Annotated in this window: 13 protein-coding genes and 3 pseudogenes; 6 read left to right on the top strand and 10 right to left on the bottom strand. The window is 54.6% G+C overall.

Features of this window, described 5'->3' with window-relative positions; translation table 11 throughout:
• Window positions 1-255: 255 nt before the first annotated feature.
• The 3 genes from J5289_RS26965 to J5289_RS26955 all read left to right on the top strand — a co-directional run bounded on the left by J5289_RS26965 (window position 256) and on the right by J5289_RS26955 (window position 3554).
• Window positions 256-1431: a cytochrome P450 gene (locus tag J5289_RS26965; protein WP_209208077.1), complete on the top strand. Its 1176-nt coding sequence runs from the start codon at window positions 256-258 to the stop codon at window positions 1429-1431.
• A 368-nt stretch (window positions 1432-1799) separates the two neighbouring features.
• Complete coding sequence (locus tag J5289_RS26960; protein WP_209208076.1) at window positions 1800-2738, top strand: hypothetical protein; 939 nt, start codon at window positions 1800-1802, stop codon at window positions 2736-2738.
• Between the two features lie 363 nt (window positions 2739-3101).
• On the top strand, window positions 3102-3554 hold the full coding sequence (locus tag J5289_RS26955; RefSeq protein WP_209208075.1) for a VirK family protein: 453 nt from the start codon (window positions 3102-3104) through the stop codon (window positions 3552-3554).
• Between the two features lie 76 nt (window positions 3555-3630).
• Here the strand turns inward: J5289_RS26955 and J5289_RS26950 are convergent.
• Window positions 3631-4629 (bottom strand): annotated as a pseudogene (locus tag J5289_RS26950) (type II toxin-antitoxin system HipA family toxin).
• Window positions 4630-4931: 302 nt separating this feature from the next.
• Between J5289_RS26950 and J5289_RS26945 the strand changes: the two are divergent.
• Window positions 4932-5864, top strand: coding sequence for a hypothetical protein (locus J5289_RS26945; RefSeq protein WP_209208074.1), 933 nt, complete (start codon window positions 4932-4934; stop codon window positions 5862-5864).
• Between the two features lie 577 nt (window positions 5865-6441).
• Here the strand turns inward: J5289_RS26945 and J5289_RS26940 are convergent.
• From J5289_RS26940 to tzs, 5 genes and pseudogenes are all read right to left on the bottom strand, one after another.
• Entirely contained in the window at window positions 6442-7641 is a 1200-nt protein-coding gene (locus J5289_RS26940) for an IS256 family transposase (RefSeq protein ID WP_209207809.1), read from the bottom strand.
• A 173-nt stretch (window positions 7642-7814) separates the two neighbouring features.
• Window positions 7815-8027, bottom strand: coding sequence for a hypothetical protein (locus J5289_RS26935; protein WP_209208069.1), 213 nt, complete (start codon window positions 8025-8027; stop codon window positions 7815-7817).
• A 518-nt stretch (window positions 8028-8545) separates the two neighbouring features.
• Window positions 8546-8665, bottom strand: a pseudogene (locus J5289_RS26930) (ATP-binding protein); the annotation flags it as partial.
• A gap of 100 nt (window positions 8666-8765) precedes the next feature.
• Window positions 8766-9476, bottom strand: coding sequence for a hypothetical protein (locus J5289_RS26925; RefSeq protein WP_209208068.1), 711 nt, complete (start codon window positions 9474-9476; stop codon window positions 8766-8768).
• Window positions 9477-10390: 914 nt separating this feature from the next.
• On the bottom strand, window positions 10391-11122 hold the full coding sequence (gene tzs, locus J5289_RS26920) for an isopentenyl transferase family protein (RefSeq protein ID WP_209208070.1): 732 nt from the start codon (window positions 11120-11122) through the stop codon (window positions 10391-10393).
• An 820-nt stretch (window positions 11123-11942) separates the two neighbouring features.
• Here tzs and J5289_RS26915 point away from each other — a divergent pair.
• Window positions 11943-14432, top strand: a complete 2490-nt coding sequence (locus J5289_RS26915) for a two-component system VirA-like sensor kinase (RefSeq protein ID WP_209208067.1) — start codon at window positions 11943-11945, stop codon at window positions 14430-14432.
• Between the two features lie 54 nt (window positions 14433-14486).
• Here the strand turns inward: J5289_RS26915 and J5289_RS26910 are convergent, their stop codons facing one another.
• The 4 genes and pseudogenes from J5289_RS26910 to J5289_RS26890 all read right to left on the bottom strand — a co-directional run bounded on the left by J5289_RS26910 (window position 14487) and on the right by J5289_RS26890 (window position 18195).
• The gene (locus J5289_RS26910; RefSeq protein ID WP_219276683.1) at window positions 14487-15305 is read right to left on the bottom strand and encodes an IS5 family transposase; all 819 of its coding nucleotides are present in this window, start codon (window positions 15303-15305) and stop codon (window positions 14487-14489) included.
• Window positions 15306-15727: 422 nt separating this feature from the next.
• The gene (locus J5289_RS26905) at window positions 15728-15895 is read right to left on the bottom strand and encodes a hypothetical protein (RefSeq protein ID WP_209208058.1); all 168 of its coding nucleotides are present in this window, start codon (window positions 15893-15895) and stop codon (window positions 15728-15730) included.
• Window positions 15896-15984: 89 nt separating this feature from the next.
• A pseudogene (locus J5289_RS29590) lies at window positions 15985-17033 on the bottom strand (ABC transporter substrate-binding protein).
• A 280-nt stretch (window positions 17034-17313) separates the two neighbouring features.
• The gene (locus J5289_RS26890) at window positions 17314-18195 is read right to left on the bottom strand and encodes a GntR family transcriptional regulator (RefSeq protein WP_209208060.1); all 882 of its coding nucleotides are present in this window, start codon (window positions 18193-18195) and stop codon (window positions 17314-17316) included.
• A 250-nt stretch (window positions 18196-18445) separates the two neighbouring features.
• On the opposite strand from J5289_RS26890, the gene J5289_RS26885 reads away from it, so the two are divergent.
• Window positions 18446-19165 carry an SDR family oxidoreductase gene (locus tag J5289_RS26885; protein WP_209208063.1) on the top strand — a complete coding sequence of 240 codons (720 nt, stop codon included), beginning with the start codon at window positions 18446-18448 and terminating at the stop codon, window positions 19163-19165.
• The last annotated feature ends 22 nt before the right edge of the window (window positions 19166-19187 follow it).

Raw genomic sequence — 19187 nt, 5'->3', positions numbered from 1 at the left:
ACGACCCGAATGGGCAAATGATCGAAAAGATCTGGATCGGGAAAACCAGCCTTGAATCATGAGCAGAAGAGCTCGGGATTCAGATTTGGACCCGACCCGCAGATCACCATACCGGCCAGCGGCTTCTGTAAACGCCGTATCTACAGGCCTCACAGAAGACCGCACTCGATCACATGACCTTCGGTTCAAAGACTTCTTGCATCACGGGCGGCAACCACAGAAGATTCAAGGTTAAACGAATCGGGAGGGTTCCCAATGCAATTGGCGCCAGTAGATCGCGTAACCACTATCGACGACCTGACACTCGATCCCTATTCGATCTATCGTCGAATGCGCGCGCAGACCCCGGTTGTGCGCGTCGCCGCGGTCAAGCGGACGTTTCTGACCAAGGCTTCCGACACGAAGATGGTGAAGGATGAGCCCGGGCGCTTCAGTTCGGATGACCCCCTCACGCCGATGAAGCAGGCCTTCCAGGCCCATACTCTAATGCGCAAGGACGGGGCGGAACACATCCGCGAGAGAATGGCCATGGCCAAGGCTTTTGCTCCCAAAACAATCGCGGAGCATTGGGATGCGATCTATCGGGACATCGTAAGCGAGTATCTTGATCGCCTCCCCCGCGGGGGCACAGTGGATCTGTTTGCGGAGATCTGCGGGCCGGTGGCTGCCCGCATTCTCGCTCATATCCTTGGAATTTGCGAAGCCTCCGACGCAGAAATGATACGTTGGTCGCAGCGGCTAATTGAAGGGGCGGGCAACTTCGGATGGCGGCCTCAGCCTTTCGAGCGGTCGGACCAAGCCAATGCGGAGATGAACCGGCTCTTCGACAACTTGATCGAAAAGCATCAGGCGGAACCGAACCCCTCGGCTTTCGCAATCATGGTGAACGCGTCTGATCCCATACCCATGAGCCAGATCTACGCCAACATCAAGATCGCCATCGGCGGAGGCATCAACGAGCCCCGCGACGCTCTCGGCACGATCGTCTATGGATTGCTGACCAATCCCGAGCAGTTCGAGGAGGTCAAGAGGCAGCAATGCTGGGGGCAGGTTTTCGAGGAAGGCGTGCGCTGGGTCGCACCGATCCAGGCGAGCTCGCGGCTGGTATTGGAGGATACGGAAATTCGGGGTTTTCTCGTTCCGAAAGGGGATACCGTGATGACTATTCAGGCCTCTGCCAATCGTGATGAAGACGTCTTTGAGGACGGAGAGCGCTTCGATGCCTTCCGCCAGAAGAATGCGCACCAGTCCTTCGGCTCCGGCCCCCATCACTGTGCTGGGGCGCAAATCTCGCGTCAGACCGTCGGGGCAATCATGTTGCCCATGCTGTTTGAACGCTTTCCGAACATGACGCTGCCAAACCCAGACGCGGTGCAATGGCGCGGTTTCGGCTTCCGCGGACCGATCAATCTACCGGTTACGCTAATATGATCGCAACTATTAGCGCCGTGAATTTCTAGTGACGATTCTCGAGTTAAACGGACGACTAACCCATCCGACCTAGAAATGGAAAGTGGCAGAAGGGCCGGTCGCTGAGCGAAACATGCATGCAGACGCGACCAGCGCGCTTATTGTTCACTTCACCTGGCAATCGGCATCGGCGCTTAAGCGTGAAGGTGCCTATCTAGGCGCTAAGACAATGCTTATGCAGTGGGAAAAATGACTGTTTCAACATCCTGCTTTATCGCCAAGCCCATTGAATTACAGGATGTCAATTGCAAAAGTAATACAATAAAAATTGAGGCTCTCTCACTATCAAAGTAGGCTCCGAGTGATTGAGAGAAGAAGGAGCATGCACGATGGAGCCCAGCCAACGAATCTTAAATGATGATTCCCGAGCTTCCCGCACGGAAGCCCCTTCTACATCGACAAATGCGGATATGCCTCCCGAGCTTTTGGCTAAGGTGGCGACTTATATTCCTACCCAGGACCCGGTAGAAACGGCACGAAATCTTGGAAGCCTGGAACGCACAGGGCGTGCGGGTCGTGAAGCCGTTACAAGCGATCCCGTCGGAAAATATCACGCGCGAATGAAACGAATTGGCGCTTCCGCCAGAACCGTGTTCGATACGGTCATTCCCGAAAATCAATTACCTGAGTGGGAGACGAACCGACCCTCTCCGACAGCCAGAACGAAAGCCGTTGGCCCAATTCTTAAGTTCCAGTCTGAAGGGGGAAAATCGAGATTTGTCACCAATATCCTCAATTTACCGGAATCTGCTCAGTGCGGCGCAATTCTCAGCGTCATAAAGCACTTGGATGATCTTGGTGAAGCAAATAAAACGCGCCTCATCGAACGCTCCATCGAGATTTTGCGGCTAGATCCCCCTTTGACTTGGAATATGGGCCAGAAATGCCCTGCGGCCGATGTGTTGGTCGAAGGAGAAAGGTACCTGAATGCGGATCAACGGGCTCGCATCCAACAAGAGAGGAGCAGCCGTCCGCGACTGTCTCCCTTGTTTCGTCGAGCTTATGCTGATTTTGAGGTTCAAAAAAACATGGACGCAAATCCTATAAGATATAGGGACGCGGCGGAGCCCGAGGTCAGACCTATAGACACAGTAATCGAGATAATTGAAAGATACAGCGCGTCGTTAGCAAGACGGGGTCCGAATGATATCGGGCTCTTAACAGCTAACGGAAGCTTTGAGAAAAATATCAATGATGCGTACGCACGCACGCGAGCCGAGCTAGATGCTTCTTCCCGTGACAGAAATCGCTCTGGATTATCTCGATAATTTCTTGGATCCACCGCGCTGTTATAAGTTGCCCCATCCATCGTCTCGCCGCTGATAGCAGGTCTCAAATTACAGTCCCATTTGTTTCAAATGAAGGTTTCACCGGCGATTGTGAAATGCTTGTGAAACCGAGCGAACCTAAGTTCGCCTGCAGGGGCCGTGTCCACCGAACTTGACAGAGATCGTAGACGCAGCGGTTTTCAGGTTTCACGCCGCGGCCTAGGCTTGCCTATCCAGCCTCACCTCTCCCGTTGCGATCCGATGCAACGCCGTCGAGGACATTGAACGAAACGACGCAATCTGTACGGACCAATAGTTTCGGAACGCTCCCGCTTCCTAACGTCGCTCCAAATAGGATCACTTATGAAACACATCATTCCGACCCTGGTAGGGGTACTCTTGGCTACGGCGGTTAGTGCAGCAAACGATAATCATACACTTGCGACCTTGCCCGAGATTGAGCTCGCGCTAACTGCCGGAAAGCCGGTGAATGTCACGGTTGATTTAAGTTTGTGCACTCCCGGGACCACCGATACGCCGCCAACGAAGACGCGTGGAGGCAACCGCATAGATGCGTATAGGATCACAACTGACGGGAGCCTCGCGTTTGCAGATCAGCACTTTACCGTTGACCGCGACGATAAGCCAGTTGTTCAATTTCTTCGTTACCAGATCCGGTTAGACGGTGACGCTGAACTTACGATGGTTGTATTCAAAATGCCAAGCTATAGACGTAAAGGTACCAGCTTGGCCTATAAGTGCGCGATCGGTCATGGGTTGAGTTTCATTCTGCAGCGAGCTTTGCTTTCTAGGTAGCGCCAATCCGATTTCGTCTAATCCGCCCCCGGTGAAGAAGTTTGTCCATGGTGGATCGCAGCTACGAAAAAGCTCCTCATAGCGCCAGCGCCCGGTTGAGATCGTCGTGCTCGAAGGCGCTGGCCATGCGGTCGCTCTCGGCCGCGCGAGCGCCGACCGCCTTGGCTAGCTCGCGACATGTAGCCGTCACCGTCGCGATTTCTTTGATAATCGCGCGGGCCTGCGGCAGCGTGAGCGCGAAAAACTCGGACGCGGCCTCCAGCAGATCGAGCGAGCAGGTGCCCTCGTCGAGATCAATGTTCGTCGTCAGCACCCGTGCCTTAAGATCGTTCGGAACGGGGTTGAGGTCGTATGCCGGCGACAGAGACCAACCCGCCTTTCCCCGCCACAAGAAAACGTGGTTGCGGAGATGGTCGTCGACGTTGGAGATCAGCACATTGAAGACGAACCGCCCAAGGGAAGACGGACGGCGATCTCTTCCCAGGTCTCCATACTGTAGTCGTCGGTCTCCTTCCGGAATTTCGTGATGGAGAGATGACGGTGTTGGTCGAAGACCGACGCTTTTGGACGCGCGCCGCCGAGGGAGGAGCCAGGGGCGAAGATGAGTTGGAGGTCCTCATCCGTTTCCTCGTCCCGGAGGTGGCGCTCGGTGATCTGGAGCAGCCGGCCAAGTTCGATCAGAGCAGGAACGACAGCACGAATCGGTGCCTAAAAAAGCTCGTCGCTAACCCAGCGGAAGCGGAGTGCGCCAAGCCGGGTCTCGTCGGGCCAGGGTACGAACGGCGCGGCCTTCGCGTTCCGCGAGGCGGCGCTCGGCGCGCTGCATGAGGCGGCGCCCCCAAGTATCCGGCGCGGAGTCGCCGATGGAGTCGAACGTCGCCAGTCCGGCGGGAGGGGCGAAAGCGCCACGCGTCAGTGCAAGCGCTGGCTCCAGCGAGAAGCGGTCCGGGTCCTCAAGCCATACGCCCAAGTATTCGAAGAGGATGGTCTCCGTGCCTCGGGCGCGATTCGTCCTTGCCAGTCCGATCGGGCGCGTTCGGCCGTCCAGGTCAACATGCACCTTGAAGTCAGCCATCGCGGGACGATCCGGCCGGGCGCTTGAGATGGACGTGCTTGGGCTGGTCGGCGCTGGCCAGTGCCTGCCCGACGCTGTCGTTTTCACTTCTCTGCGTCACCAGGAAGTTTTTGGCGTGTTGATGCCTTCACCTTTCATAATTGCCAGCAAGGAAAGCTCTTTTCATCGGGTTTCTTTCCGCATCCCTTCGACAAATCCCAGCCCGACGACGGTGCGATTTCAAATGTAGCATGACATCGGTTCGGCCGACCATGCCCTAGTGTTAGAGTCGGGCTGGTCGAAGCGATATTGGAGGCTGATCAATGGATAAAGAAAAGCAGCAGACCGGCATCCTTCATGACTCTCCCGCTGTTGGAAGCGATGCGGAACCGAAAACTAATTTTCCACCTGAACTGCTCGCTGAAATTGCGACACATTTGCACTCCGACAATCCGGTGGAAACGGCAAATAATCTCGCTAATTTTCAGCTTGCAAGTCGCCAAGTACGGGATGCGGTTCAGGCAAGCCCCGTTGCGCTATTTCATGCTCGAGTCAACCGGCTTGGTGCTTCAGCCAGGGCCCTATATGAGGCAGCAATACCCGACGATCTCTTACCGGAACATCCCGGAGATGACCCTGCCGGCGGTGCCATCTTACCATCCCACCGAACACATAGTGTTGGACCAATTCTTAAATTCCAGTCTTCAGGGGCAAAAAGTATGATCGTAGATCACGTTCTCGATTTGCCTGAAGCATTTGATCAAGCTCTGGCGATTGCGAGCGTTGCGCGCCGCCTCGGTGATTTTGATGCGGCAAATAGAAACAGGTTGGTAGGCCGAGCGATTGAGACTTTTAGACAAGATGAATCGGTAGACACTAGCCGTATCGCTGCCCAAGCGCTCATAAGCGGGCATGATCATTTAAACGAAATTCAAAAAGCTCAAATTCTGAACGCGATAGTCGACCATGAGGAGCTTGCACAAGTTTATACCAGTATGACCCATCATCGGGATCAAAGCCGGACCGTTGCAACTCTTTCTGTGTCCGGCCATTCGCAAGGCCCACTTCTGGAAAAGACCGTCGACACGATTGAGAAATCAGTCGATACATTGATAACAGATGCGCCAATCAGTTCGAACGAGCAATTTCATGCCGTTCGGCCGATCGCGAAATCCATTGAAAAAGCCTACAATCATGCACGAGCTGAGCTGTTGGCCTCTCCCAGGGGAAGAGAGAATTCCGGTGCAATCCGGTGAGCTAGATGCTCGGGTTGCCTTAACAAAATAGCTGCCGATCGCTGATTGGCCCGTCGCGCCCGCTTGGCGCAGCTCACCCAATCCGAGCTGCGTTGCCCGAAGCTTTCGCCGGATTGCACATCAGATCGCATCCAAAGTTCGGCTTCTCGTGGCTGCTGAATAACTGGCCCACCAATCCGCTCCTGACCGAGGAATTAAAGCGCTCGAACACCGGACATCCGGTTTAAACGCGTGAAAATGCCACCAATGTTGAACTCATGATCCGGATGCCGAGGTGGCTTGGATAGCCGGTCGCAAATTTCACACGAACCTTGCGGTCAGAGCCGATGTTCATTCGACTTCCTTTGGGGTATTGGCATATTGCCCTGGTCGTTGACACTATCGCCACCCCGTGTCAGCGACACGCCCTGTCACCAACTTAGCCTTTGGTGACAGGGCTAAAATTCAACTGATCCCCCTGACCCTCAATAAGATTGGGTAAAATAGAGCACAACCGTGCTTGGCGGCGATCGTGCCCCTGGACGTGGTGTAGGTCGCGGCTGATTGCCGTGCTTTCCGACTGAGGTCGGAGGGGATATCAGCGAGCCACTGCTGGCAAACTGATTTGGGGATCATCGCTCATTTGGGCCATGGTCTCAAGGGTCATGTACCGGGCGCGCTGCACGGCCCATTCATCGTTCTGTTCGAGCAGCAGCGCCCCGACAAGACGGACGATTGCCTCGTCGTTGGGAAAGATACCGACCACATCAGTGCGGCGCTTGATTTCGCCGTTGAGACGCTCGATCGGATTGGTCGAGTGTAGCTTTGCCCGGTGCTCTCTCGGGAAGGTCATGTAGGCCAGAACATCGTCTTCGGCATCGTCCATGATGGTGGCAAGTTTTGGCACTTTCGGCCTGATCTGGTCGGCGACACTACGCCATTGAGCGCTGGCCGCCTCCGGTGTTTCCTGGGCAAAGGCCGTTGCGATGAAGGCGGAGACGACCCGCCGACCGCTCTTTCCGGCATGCGCCAAGACGTTCCGCATAAAGTGAACCCGGCACCTCTGCCAGGTGGCATTGAGAACCTTGGTCACGGCCGCTTTGAGACCTTCATGGGCATCGGAGATGACAAGCTTGACGCCGCGCAATCCTCGGCGTTTCAACTTGCGCAGAAATTCCGTCCAGATCGGTTCGGCTTCTGACGTGCCAACCTCCATACCCAGGACCTCGCGCCGGCCATCACTGTTGACGCCGACGGCGATGATGACAGCGACAGAGACAACCCGTCCGCCGCGTCGGACTTTGAGGTAGGTCGCATCGACCCATAGATATGGCCAGTCGCCTTCGATCGGTCTGTCGAGGAACGCTTTCACCTTAACGTCGATTTCTTCGCAGAGACGGCTCACCTGGCTTTTGGATATGCCACTCATCCCCATGGCCTTGACCAGGTCGTCAACTGAACGGGTCGAGATGCCCTGGATATAAGCTTCCTGGATGACCGCCGTCAGAGCCTTCTCTGCCATGCGGCGGGGTTCGAGGAAGCTCGGAAAGTAGCTGCCCTTGCGCAGCTTCGGAATGCGAAGCTCCACGGTCCCAGCTCGGGTTTCCCAATCACGGTCACGGTAGCCGTTGCGCTGAGCAAGCCGCAACGGGTTCTTGTCGCCGAAATCGGCACCTGTGGCTGAGCCGACCTCCAGCTCCATGAGCCGCTCGGCGGCAAAACCGATCATCTCACGCAATAAATCTGCATCCGCGCTCTTCTCAACAAGCGAGCGCACGTCCATCATGTCTTTGGTCATCGGTGATCTTTCCGTCAGGTTGGTCTTCAACAACCCGACCCTAACGGAAAACACTGGTGGCCGCCCGCAAAGCCGATCACCCGCTACAGCGCTATGGAAGCGCGCGGGCACTCGACTTTGCTACCCTCCACAACCTACACCACCCGGCGGGACACGATCTTGGCGGCTGGGGATCAGTTCTTTAGAACGCTTTCGAACGGTGCTTGTTCAAAATTGCGAGCTTCGATCAGCGCTTCAATAATCGCAATAGTCAGGCGCATGATACAATAATTAGTGCTCCATCGATGACCTTCTGATGTAGAGCGAAGCAAATCCATTCCTTGGGCCGACACCATCTCTTCGGCGCGATTAATCGCCCATTCTGTCAAGCTCTTCGAACCTGACATCGTTCTTCCCGATAGGCACCGCTATCCGTGTTGCTGCCGCCCTTCCAGGGCGGGAAGAAAAACAAGCAGTTAAGGCGCAGCGAATCGTCCGCCGCTTCGCCAACCTGCCGTTGTGAAAATAGGTTTCCTCTTCGCGGCAAAGTGCGTCTGCGTCTCTTATCAGGAGATGGAGCTGCTAGCCGGTCGCGGCACGAACAGTATCGATCGGCGGACCTATTGACGTTCGCATCGTCGGAACATTAGCGCTGGCCGTCCGAGCCAGTCCCTTCACGAATGATCCGAGGAAACAACTGCGGTAGGATGGCCGTCCCCGCCCACATGTTTTCAGCCAGCCGTCCAACACGGCTCCGATAGACCGGTCCTGCGCAGCACGCTGCGTATTCCGATGAAACCGGCCACCGATTCCAATTTGAAGCCGGCCAGTCATTCCGATTTCATTCCGGCCAGCATTCCGATTTGAAGCCGGCCATTTTTCGGACTGATCCTGGGTCTGGTTAATGTTTGGATCGGGTTTTGTATCAGGTCAAGCTTTGCTGTGTTTCAAGCGCCATCGGTGAACGCTGTTTGCGCATACTTTCGCCAATGAGATCGATGCGATAGGCGTTGTGAACGAGGCGATCCAGTATGGCATCGGCGAGCGCCCTTTAGAGCGAGTTGCGGAGCTTGAAAAGCGATCAGGATGGCTTGCGCCAATCCGCTCTCCTTCGAGCAGTGAATTCGGTGATCGTCGCACAAACGCTATTGAGAAAGCAGGCGCGGAACTGGAAAGTCTAGCACCTTGTCCGTGTAACTTTCGACCAAGGTGCTAAACGGCGTGCCGTCTCGAAGTTTCAGTACGGCACGATGTTCGAGCAGGAACGGCGCCAGCGCAAGAGAACCCGTTCCAGGCGCGATCAAGCCATCCATGTCCCAGCCTTCGGATAGAGGGGACCAGAGTAACTTGGCGGATAGGTTTGTGCGAGTGAAATTGAGAGCCAGAACGGCTCTGCCGAACGCAATATCGCTGGTATTCAACACCTGATTCATCTCGGCCGTTAATCTTGCCGGCACATACCAATTGTCGGCCTCGGATAGGACGCGGTCGCCGCAGACTAGGCGAACGCGGCGATAAGCGATCGGCTCGTCGGACCCAACGCTCAGGAGTTCGCGGATGTGCTCATCGGCCGGCTTGTCTTGCCCGCGCACACGCTGAGCTACGATCTTGGAACCTTCTGGTGCGAGCTTGTGCGCGGCGCACCAGCGATCAAGGGTCAAAGTAGCACTGGCGTTACCGAGGAGATTGGCGTTCAAGGTCTGGAGGACCGCAAGCGCTTCCACTCGAGAGGCCGGCGTGTTCAGCCACTGAGACCCCATAGCCGCGTCTTGCGCAATTGCGATCTGCGTGCCGAGCACGATGGAGGTCGCTGTTAGTGCGACGCCGCGAATGCATTTCAAAGAGCGTAATGACACGGAGAATGAAATCCTTTGTGCAGCAAATTTGATGGGCGAACCTTGCGGGTCAAATTTCCTTGGTTTTAGGAGGCGAAAGCGGCTTTACCGGTGGACAGCAAGCGTTGGCGAGTGAGATACCACATTTGGTTTTCGTCCAACGTGGCAACAATTTTCATGATGGCATATGGAAATCCATTAGACTTGGGTTTCAAGCTAGGGGCGTGGCGGCCGGTTGGAATTCTCCCAAGTCCGTCAATCGTTTTTCTCACATGCCGGGCTGGGGTTCTTTGTCCTCCCCCTCGCTTATTGCGAGATGCTCATATAGCTGGATCGGATAAAATAGCTCGCAACCGAAAGCAAAATCGAGGAGCAATTGTTCGAAAAAGGACCTCTTCTTTGACGTGGAACGCGGCCGCCGATCGGGCGACAATTGTAGTCCAGGTAGGGATACGCCGTCGATGGTTGCCAAACGCAGGTGTGAGTCACCGCGGCGCTTGTCTGATTCCTTTTGGTGCCCCATGTCATCGTACTCCTTGTGTAAGCCTAGCGATGATATGTGCAGTCCATCTGCAGCATAATGATTATGGGAGAGCGAAGATTGGTTTCAAACGTAGCCAAATAAGCCTGCCGTAAGTAATGCCAATTGGTCAGGACCAGGCACGGTGCGCAATCGTTGGCTTTGTTAGTGTACAATGAAGACGTGCAGAACGAACGGCTATCGATGCAGATCGACTTTCGATCTATGGCCGACGCGGGCCCAATCGGGATCTGCAACCACTGGAACTCGACACCGGGGAAAATGCCTCGACGGCAGAACGCTCTTTCGGAAGTAATTAGTTACTCAATTGAGACGTTCGAATAGCTTTGGCTTTGGCGTGGCGCCGCCGCGCCGTCCATGGCCAGTCCAGCAGGCTAAAATACAAAGTGGCAGCTCATTGTATCCGCATCAATGTGGCTGGGCCAACGGGCTGGCGTGCACCATCTTCCGGCCATTGAGGAAAATCGCGTTCCTGCATGATCGCATGTTCGAGATATTCATTGGCTATGGCCTCTATGAGATCTTGTTGCTGCTCTGCATCAATATCTGGCAACCGGTTGATTGCGAGATCGTGTTTTCTTGCGAAGCGAATCGCGCAACGATATCCGTCGATATCTTCCAAAATCGGTCGGGTGGCATGGTAGTTCCAGAGTTCCGCCAATTCCTCCAACCACGAGGGACGATCTTCCCTGATGGCAAACATTTCCGTAACGCGTTGCTTGGCTCTCGCCAGAAAGGCGTCCGAATCCCCAAGGCGCAACCGCTTAACGTGCCATTGAAAACCAGATTTCCAATACGGACTTTTGGCCATGCAGTTGAGAAGTGAAACCGAGCCGCCCTCCAATATGAGCCCCTCTTCGGACTCCTGCCAATCCACTTCCAAAATGAGCCGGCGATGGGCGCTCTCGGCGTCAATGATACCTTTGGTAAGGCGGCGAGAATCCAAATATATTCTCCGCGTTGATTGCAATTCCGATGGCAAGGGCCTTCCGCTACCGGTCGCTATTTGAGGACAGCACTGCACACGATCAAGGGCAACCACCGGCCACCCGGTTTTTTGTGCGATTTGGATTGCAATGTCCGTTTTGCCGCTGCAAGTCGGTCCGTAGATGAGATAGAGCAACACCTGCGCCTCATATAGATTTAATGGAATACCCCATCTGTGCCAAACCAGATCTTCCAATTCGGATCTTGATTTTTACTGTGGGAAGCGTACCAGCTGTCCGTGATCGGTGGAACTAATATCGCGCTGCATTTGCAATTGTGCATCGCTGACGTTGCCGGCTCACACGCCTATGAAAGCTTCCATCCCCTTGTCCGTCTGAGCAATCGGGGCGCTGCGGCACGACCCTTGCTTATGGTGGACGCAGCCTACCTGTTGGCGCAATGTCGAAAAGCGTATAAGCGATTTGGGTAGGGAAGCACATCAGCCGTGCGGTACGCACTGCCAGCACCGACGGTTCATGCTGAAGCTTTTCGGGATGACCTAAAATGAAAAATGCCGCTGAAGAATATATAATGGATATGCGCATGAAACAGTCGATTGCGTTTCAAATATCGCCGATGTCCTGGATCTTACGAAGACGACAGCTTTGAGGCGGTACGAACACACACTTAAATCTCCGCGGCGCCCGCCACGGCAGTGCTCGCCGCTCGTAGCATAGTAGCTTGCTCAGGCGATGCATGATCAGCCATTTTGTCTATGCTGGCGATTTCATTTCTTTTCGATACAAACCGCGATATCCTGACCATTGCGATCCTACAAGCCACCACGCGCAGTCAAACAACACTCGGCGACTGGAAACATCGTTGGAATGCCAGGGCTGTGTTTCATTTGAAACAAACTGAGTCGACGTCTGTGATTTCAAACCCATTTACAAATCCTACCGTGCGGCCTAAGCGCCACGGGAGTGGGACTGAGCGTTGGCACGAGGACATAAGTGCGGATGAATGGAAGGTATTCACCGACTCGGCAAGATTTCAAGACAGGCGCCAAGTCTTGGTCTGTCCTGGCTCTGATAGTTGCTGCAATGATTTTTGCCTTGGTAGCGATTGCGTGCTGGCAGGACAATGAAACCAATCGGGCAATCCTGACCCAGTTGCGGGCGATTAACATCGACAGTGCCTCGCTGCAGCGGGATGTACTCCGCGCGGATGCGGGTATGGTGGGGAACTACCGGCCCATTATCTCCAGGTTGGGGGCTTTGCGGAAGAACCTGGAAAATCTGAAGCGATTATTTAAACAATCCCATCTTGTGAGCGGCAACGATTTCTCTCAACTGCTAGACCAGCTAAAGATGTCTGTGGATACGACCGACGCGGCCGTCGCATCCTTTGGAACGCAAAACGTGCTCCTGCAAGATTCGCTTGCGAGCTTCACTCGCGCGCTGAGTATTCTTCCCAAGATGTCGTCGACGGATCAGACGGTCGAAAATTCGATCGAATTGGGCAGCCTGATGCTGCAGTTTACGCGTCAGCCAAGCCCAGCACTTTCGTTAGAGATCAGTCGCGAACTCGACATGCTCCAAAAAGCTAGCGGTGGGGATGAAGCTCCTATCCGTATACTTACACGCGAGGGTCACGTTATCTTGTCGCTTTTGCCCCGGGTCAACGATGCGGTAAACATGATTCAGGCCTCCGACACCGCTGAAATTGCGGAAAGGTTGCAACGTAAGTGTTTGGAGGCCTATAGCTTACAAAGCGTGAGAGAGCAGCGGGCGCGGATCTTCTTGAGTTCCGTGTCGGTGGGCCTTTGCATCTACATCATCTCACTGGTCTATAGGTTGCGCCGGAAAACGGATTGGTTAGCGCGGCGTTTGGATTATGAAGAGCTAATCAAAGAGATTGGGGTTTGTTTTGAAGGCGGTGGGGCCACAGCTTCGTCCGCGCAGGCTGCGCTTGGAATTATTCAGCGTTTCTTTACTGCCGATTCGTGTGCGTTAGCATTAGTGGACCATGGGAACAGGTGGGCTGTCGAGAGTTTCGCTGCGAAGCTGCCTGAGCCAGTCTGGGAGGACGAGGCGCTACGCGAAATGGTCTCTTTTGCCAAGGCGGACGAACGTGCGTCAGTATTCCGCATCATGTCGACGCGAAAGGTCGGCTGCTTTTCTCCAGAAATTCCAGGCCTTTCGATACTATTGGCACACAAATCTACCGATCACCTGACAGCGATTTGTTCACTAAGTTACCAAAGCTATCGTCTGCGACCCTGTCCGGGCGAAATTCAGCTTCTTGAGCTCGCCACCGCGTGCCTCTGCCACTATATCGATGTTCGGCGCAAGCAGTCCGAATGCGACATTCTGGAGAGGCGATTAGAGCACGCGGAACGTCTTCAGGCAGTTGGTACGCTTGCTGGTGGAATAGCGCATGAATTCAACAACATTTTGGGAGCAATCCTCGGCTACGCTGAAATGGCGCAAAACTCGCTGCGCCGGTCATCGGTCACCCGAAGACATGTTGACCAAATTATTTCGTCGGGTGACAGAGCCAGGCTCATTATCGATCAGATCTTAGCTCTAAGCCGAAAACTAGAACGCGTGACAAAGCCGTTTAGTGTCTCCGAGCTCGTGATGGAGATTGCTCCCTTATTGCGTGTTGCTTTGCAACGCAACATCGAGCTGAATTTCAAGTTTGATGATAAGAAGAGCGTAGTCGAAGGAAGCCCGCTTGAGGTTCAGCTGATACTGATGAACCTTTGCAAGAACGCTTCCCAGGCCTTTACCGCCGATGGTCAAATCGACATCTTCATTAGCCGAACTTTTATATCTCGACAGAAAATACTGGCACATGGCGTTATGCCAGCCGGCGACTATGTTCTTCTTTCTGTCAGCGACAACGGTGAAGGCATTGCCGAGGCTGTGCTCCCCCACATTTTTGAGCCTTTCTTTACAACACGCTCTCGTAGCGGCGGTACGGGTCTAGGTCTTGCTGCCGTACACGGTCATGTCAGCGCGCTTGCAGGATACATTGACGTAACTTCAGCTATGGGGCGAGGGACGCGCTTCGACATTTATCTACCTCCTTCCTCGAAGAACCCCGTCAGCCCCGACGCGTTTTTTGGCCGCTGCAAAACACCGCGTGGCAACGGAGAAATTGTGGCATTGGTTGAGCCAGATCCTGTCTTGCGAGAGGCGTACGAAGATAAGATCGCCGCTCTGGGCTATGAGCCGGTGGGCTTTAAGACATGTGCAGAACTTTGCAATTGGATGTCAAAAGGCGAACAAGCCGATCTGGTCCTGGTTGACCAATCGTCTCTTTCCGACAATCAGAGTGCTACTGCCTTGCATGCAGCCTTCAAGACAGCGTCCATCATCATTGGAGGAAGTGATCTTAAAATGTCGCTTTCCAGGGATGACATGACGTCCGCGCTTTTTCTGCCCAAACCTATATCCTCCAGGACCATGGCCTACGCAATTCGCACCAAGATCAAAGCCTAGAGTTGAGGAGTATTCGGGAAAGTTAACGTCTGTTCGGCGCGCCTAAGAGTCTGTTCAAGAAAGCGGGTATCGAGCGAGCCTTCTTGTCATGAGCTTGATCATTGCTGTTTGGATGAAGGCTAGGCTTGTGGCCGAGAAACGCTCGAAATTCTTTGCCATTCGGCGGTTTATGCCGAGCCACGCCAGCGTTCGTTCGACAATCCATCGCTTTGGTAGCACCTGGAAACCGGCCTGGTTTCGTTTGATAATCTCCATCGGTCGCGGGCTGGCCTCTTCTACTGTTGTGCCCTGATAGCCGCCGTCGCCGCAGATTTTCTCGATAAAGGGAAAACGGTTGGCGAGCCTGTCGAAAACAAGTGCTGCTCCATCACGATCCTGAATTCCTGCCGAGTGGACCTCGGCTTTCAGAAGCATGCCAAGAGTATCGACCAGAATGTGCCGCTTGCGGCCCTTGATCTTCTTACCCGCATCATAGCCGATATCGAGACGAGCATCCGGGCCGGTCTTCACTGATTGGCTATCGATGATGGCAAATGACGGTTGCTCTTCTCGCCCCTCAAGCTGCCGCGTTCGGCAGTAGAGCGCGTCATGGATACGACGCCACGTCCCGTCCCGGCAAAACCGTTTGAAATAATGGTAGACCGTGCTCTTCGGTGGAAAATCATGCGGCAGCAATGCCCATTGGCAGCCTGACTGCAGCAGATAAAAAATCGCGTCCATCACCGCCCGAAGCGACGTCTTGCGTCTGCGGCCCAGTCGAGGCTGCCTCGGCATGAGGGGCTCGATCAAGCTCCACTCACGGTCATTCAGATCACTTGCGTAGCGCATGCGGCTTCTGTCATGGTGACGCCGGGTGAAGGGTGTCCAGGCCATTCGATCTCTCCGTATTTGTCGCAAAATACAAAGAATCTGATTGCCGCCCTTCACTCAACCCCGCGCACGCCCGCCATTCTTGAACAGACACTAAGACAGATGGTCAGGCCGAGATAGCTGTGGTTTCTTCCAGTCGCTTTCGGCAGCCGGTTGTGGCGGTCGTTTCCCGAGACCCAAAGGTTGGCGATTATCTGCTGGGCCTTTCGATACGGTCTTCGGTGAACAAGGCAATATGTTCACTAAGCTCACACGCAGGATAGTCGCTATGGGCGGACAAACAGCCGTCTATCGAGAACATCTGCATGGCGTAATCACCTAAATGTCTTTGTTCGTTTCGAGCGTCGTAGCGGCTGTCCGACTAAATAAGCGACGGAGTTGCGACAACCCATATGGCGACCCCGCTTTGCTTCCCGCGGGTCTGATCAATGTTGTTGCTTCTGGCTTTTTGCAAAACTTTTGATGTCGAGGCTAACCTTGTTGAGAGCGGTCACCGGTCCGTAGGTCTTCGTGATTTCCTTGATGGCAATCGGCAGCGACTGCCCATCAACAACGCCCTTTTTGGGTGGAGTTGTATTATCTTCTTGCGGCAATGGACCGTCTCCCGATTTTCGAGGTTGCTACGCCAAATTGATACTTGTCGCGTAGTGGCGACGGCCAAGCCGCCGCCACTACGCGCTGATCATTTGGACAGAAGCATGCTGTCGAAAGCCTCAGAGAGAGCCGTGCCGTTCTTGCCCCAGAAGTCGACGTTCGCCGGATACTGGAGTTTTGTGTTCTCCGGAGAGGACGTCAGACGAGACAAGGTTTTCTCGTCGTAGCCGGCGTAGGCCTTCAGATTAGCACCACCATATGCAATGTATTTCGGAAGATCCTTGATGTATTCCGGCTGGGAGATCTCCTTGACAAACTTGATTGCATTGTCCGTGTGGGGAGCGCCTTTCACTACCGCATAGCAATCGCTTTCCAGAAGACCGTCCTTGTAGTTGATCTTGAACGGCGCGCCGGCGTCGATCGCAGCTTGCAGGCGACCGTTCCAGCCGTAGATCATGTCGACTTCGCCATCTTTTGTCAGCTGAGTTGCCTGCGCTCCACTCTCCCACCAGATGGCGTAAGGCTTCAGCTCCGCGATTTGTCGAACGCGGCCTTTTTGCCCTCGTCGGTCGACAGGAAGTCGTAGACTTCGGACGGCTTGTGACCGAGTGCGATCACCGCCGCTTCCAGATTCCCGCGAGGACTACGGAATAGGCCGCGTTTGCCAGGGAACTTCTTGACGTCCCAGAAATCCTGGATGGATGTGATGGCGCCGTCGCCATATTTTTTGGTGTTGTAGGCAACCACAGTCGAGTACACGCTGTTGCCGACGCAATAATCGTTCACCGAACCCGGAACAAAGTCCGCCCGGTCGACGATGTCGGAAGGAAGCTTGATGATGGTGCCAGCATCGACAGCGAGCTGGACCTCGCCCATGCTGAGGGAGATAATATCCCAACTGACCGCGCCGGCATCGACCTGCGCCTTTGCCTCTGTCCAGCTTTGCGACGTGTCTTCTTCGATTGTCCATCCGAGCGCTTTTGCTGCCGGGTCCCAGAGAGCTTTTTTCGAGGCTTCTTGAGAAAGCCCACCAGGACCGACGATGACAACCTCCGCAGCATGTGCGGCAGCTCCCGCGCCCGAAACGATCAGTATAGAGGCGGCAAGCACCGCGAGACGATGGCGTATGGCATTCATTTTGAACTCCCCTTTTATGGTGATGTGTGACCGGGTGGCCTATACCAGTGAGATACTTGTCACCCTCCACTCCCGTTAAAAAGAGGGCGACTTCGTAGCTCAGGCACCTGAATATCGGTCTTTGGCGACGATTGCCGACAAAACCAGGCAGGGCCAGAACACAACTGGTCTATCTCGCTTGGCCAGGTGGTATATACCAAGCTACGGACCGAACGATTTACTGTCAACAAGATTTTTGGCGAAGGAGAGGTTTGAAGGTAAATTGATGCCGTTGTTGCCGCTAGCCGCCGGTGCCGGGCAGCTTTCCCTCGACCATCATGGTAACTGGCGAAGTCGCCTCAGCTGTTTTCTGTCCGCGGTTCTCTATCGAAAAGCTCACATAATCAGGGTGGTTCAGCGAGCGGAGATGTTCGAACGGAGTATCATCCATCGTGACGCTGACACTCTCCCATTTCAGTACGGATGCGCCCGCTTGCACGTGCAGGAACTCTGCTTCTGACGCGGTCGCTTTGTGAATGCTGATGCGCGAAATCTTGTTGTGTAAAGTGACTTGGTACGTATTTCGAAGGTGTGCATAGAGCGATTTGTTTTCGATGACATCGGCGGCGGAAAGGCCCGGGACCATCGTTGCTGGAATCTCGCTGAATTCCACGCAGACTGGGATGCCGTCCACAGTGCGTTGCCTTTGGATCGAGATAATGGGGTCCCCAACGGCTATGCTGAGCTTAGCCGCTATGCCTTTATCAGCGATCTTTCGTTCGAAGAAGAGCAGCTTTGAACCGGGAACATGTCCCGCTTTCTCGACAACGTCGGAAATGCTGTAGGCAACGTAGTCGCTAATTGGTCGGTCGAAGAGACGATCGGGCAGATACGTACCGCTCGTACCGCGACGCTCGAGCACGCCGCTCTGGACAAGACGATCTATCGCCTTTCTCATCGTCACCCGACTTGTTCCAAATTTCTGGGAGAGTTCCCTTTCCGATGGAAAGCGGCTGCCCTGCTCAAACTCACGTCGTTGAATCGACTGCAGCAGTTCTTGCTGCAGTTGGATGTACATTGGCTCGGTGTCCAAAGGCTTTCCCGTCAGATTGGTATGCTTGTCGTAGTTCATGGTCGCCATTATCGGCAAAGTTTGCTCGTTGGCTATCAGAATTGTCGTCAACGCGCGATTCGCTTGGAAACATTCGGTCCGCGCCGGAAATTGGTTAACCTGTGAAACGCGCTTGACAGATTGGTATACACCAAGGATGATTGACACGTATCGGCCGGGTCGATGCGAACGAGTCCAGCAAGAAGCTTCCCAACCGATCCTAAGCAAAAGCCAGTCCAATTTCTGCCGTTCTGGCCATCGCCGCCCTTAGTCACGTTGTTTAGAAAGTGAAGACCATGAAACTCCAAGGTAAACCGCCGTCATCACAGGCGCCGGACGTGGGTTCGGCCGCGCCATAGCTCTGGCACTGGCCAATGAAGGTTGCAACATCGTCCTGGCTGCTATCGAGGCCGACCAGATCGAAGCCGTTGCGGCCGAAGTCCAGGCACTCGGCGCTGAGGCGCTTGCTGTGCGAACCGACATTCAGCATAAGGCGGACGTTCAGGCCCTGGCAAAAGCAGCGATCGACCGTTTCGGCGGTGTCGACATCCTCGTCAATAACGCTGGCGTCGCGATCCACAATTCTATTCCGAATATCAAGGAAGAAGACTGGGATTGGATGATGGCGATCAATCTCAAAGGCACATTCCTCTGCACTCAGGCGTTCTTTCAGCATATGTGCGACCGGCGGAGCGGACATATCGTCAACATCGTTTCCCGCGCGGGCAAAGTTGCTTCGGCAAAATTCGGAGCCTACGCCGCATCAAAATTTGGCATGCTGGGCTTCACGCAGACAACGGATGCGGAAGGTCTGGAGTTTGGGGTTAAGGCAACCGCAGTTTGCCCTGGAGCGGCCGAGACCCAACAGCGTGCAGAAAACCACGTAGACGATCCGGCGAATTTGCTCCAGCCCGAGGACGTGGCCGATTACGTCACGTTTATCGTTACCCGGCCTTACCGAGTTTATATCGACGAGGTTTCTCTCGTACCCCAGGCAATGAAACCGCGCCCCAGGGAAGCCTTCCTTAAGCCTGGTATCTAGCAGAGATCAGGTGCCCAGGGAG

It is taken from the genome of Rhizobium sp. B230/85 (assembly GCF_019355735.1).
Taxonomy (GTDB): domain Bacteria; phylum Pseudomonadota; class Alphaproteobacteria; order Rhizobiales; family Rhizobiaceae; genus Rhizobium; species Rhizobium rhododendri.
This window is presented reverse-complemented; position numbering and strand designations above follow the sequence as displayed.

Bases quoted from the DNA above. Each gene is read 5' to 3' on its own strand.
- J5289_RS26935 (WP_209208069.1), bottom strand. From the start codon at position 8,027: ATGTCAGGTTCGAAGAGCTTGACAGAATGGGCGATTAATCGCGCCGAA.
- J5289_RS26940 (WP_209207809.1), bottom strand. From the start codon at position 7,641: ATGACCAAAGACATGATGGACGTGCGCTCGCTTGTTGAGAAGAGCGCG.
- J5289_RS26945 (WP_209208074.1), top strand. From the start codon at position 4,932: ATGGATAAAGAAAAGCAGCAGACCGGCATCCTTCATGACTCTCCCGCT.
- J5289_RS26910 (WP_219276683.1), bottom strand. From the start codon at position 15,305: ATGGCCTGGACACCCTTCACCCGGCGTCACCATGACAGAAGCCGCATG.
- J5289_RS26955 (WP_209208075.1), top strand. From the start codon at position 3,102: ATGAAACACATCATTCCGACCCTGGTAGGGGTACTCTTGGCTACGGCG.
- J5289_RS26960 (WP_209208076.1), top strand. From the start codon at position 1,800: ATGGAGCCCAGCCAACGAATCTTAAATGATGATTCCCGAGCTTCCCGC.
- J5289_RS26965 (WP_209208077.1), top strand. From the start codon at position 256: ATGCAATTGGCGCCAGTAGATCGCGTAACCACTATCGACGACCTGACA.
- J5289_RS26915 (WP_209208067.1), top strand. From the start codon at position 11,943: ATGAATGGAAGGTATTCACCGACTCGGCAAGATTTCAAGACAGGCGCC.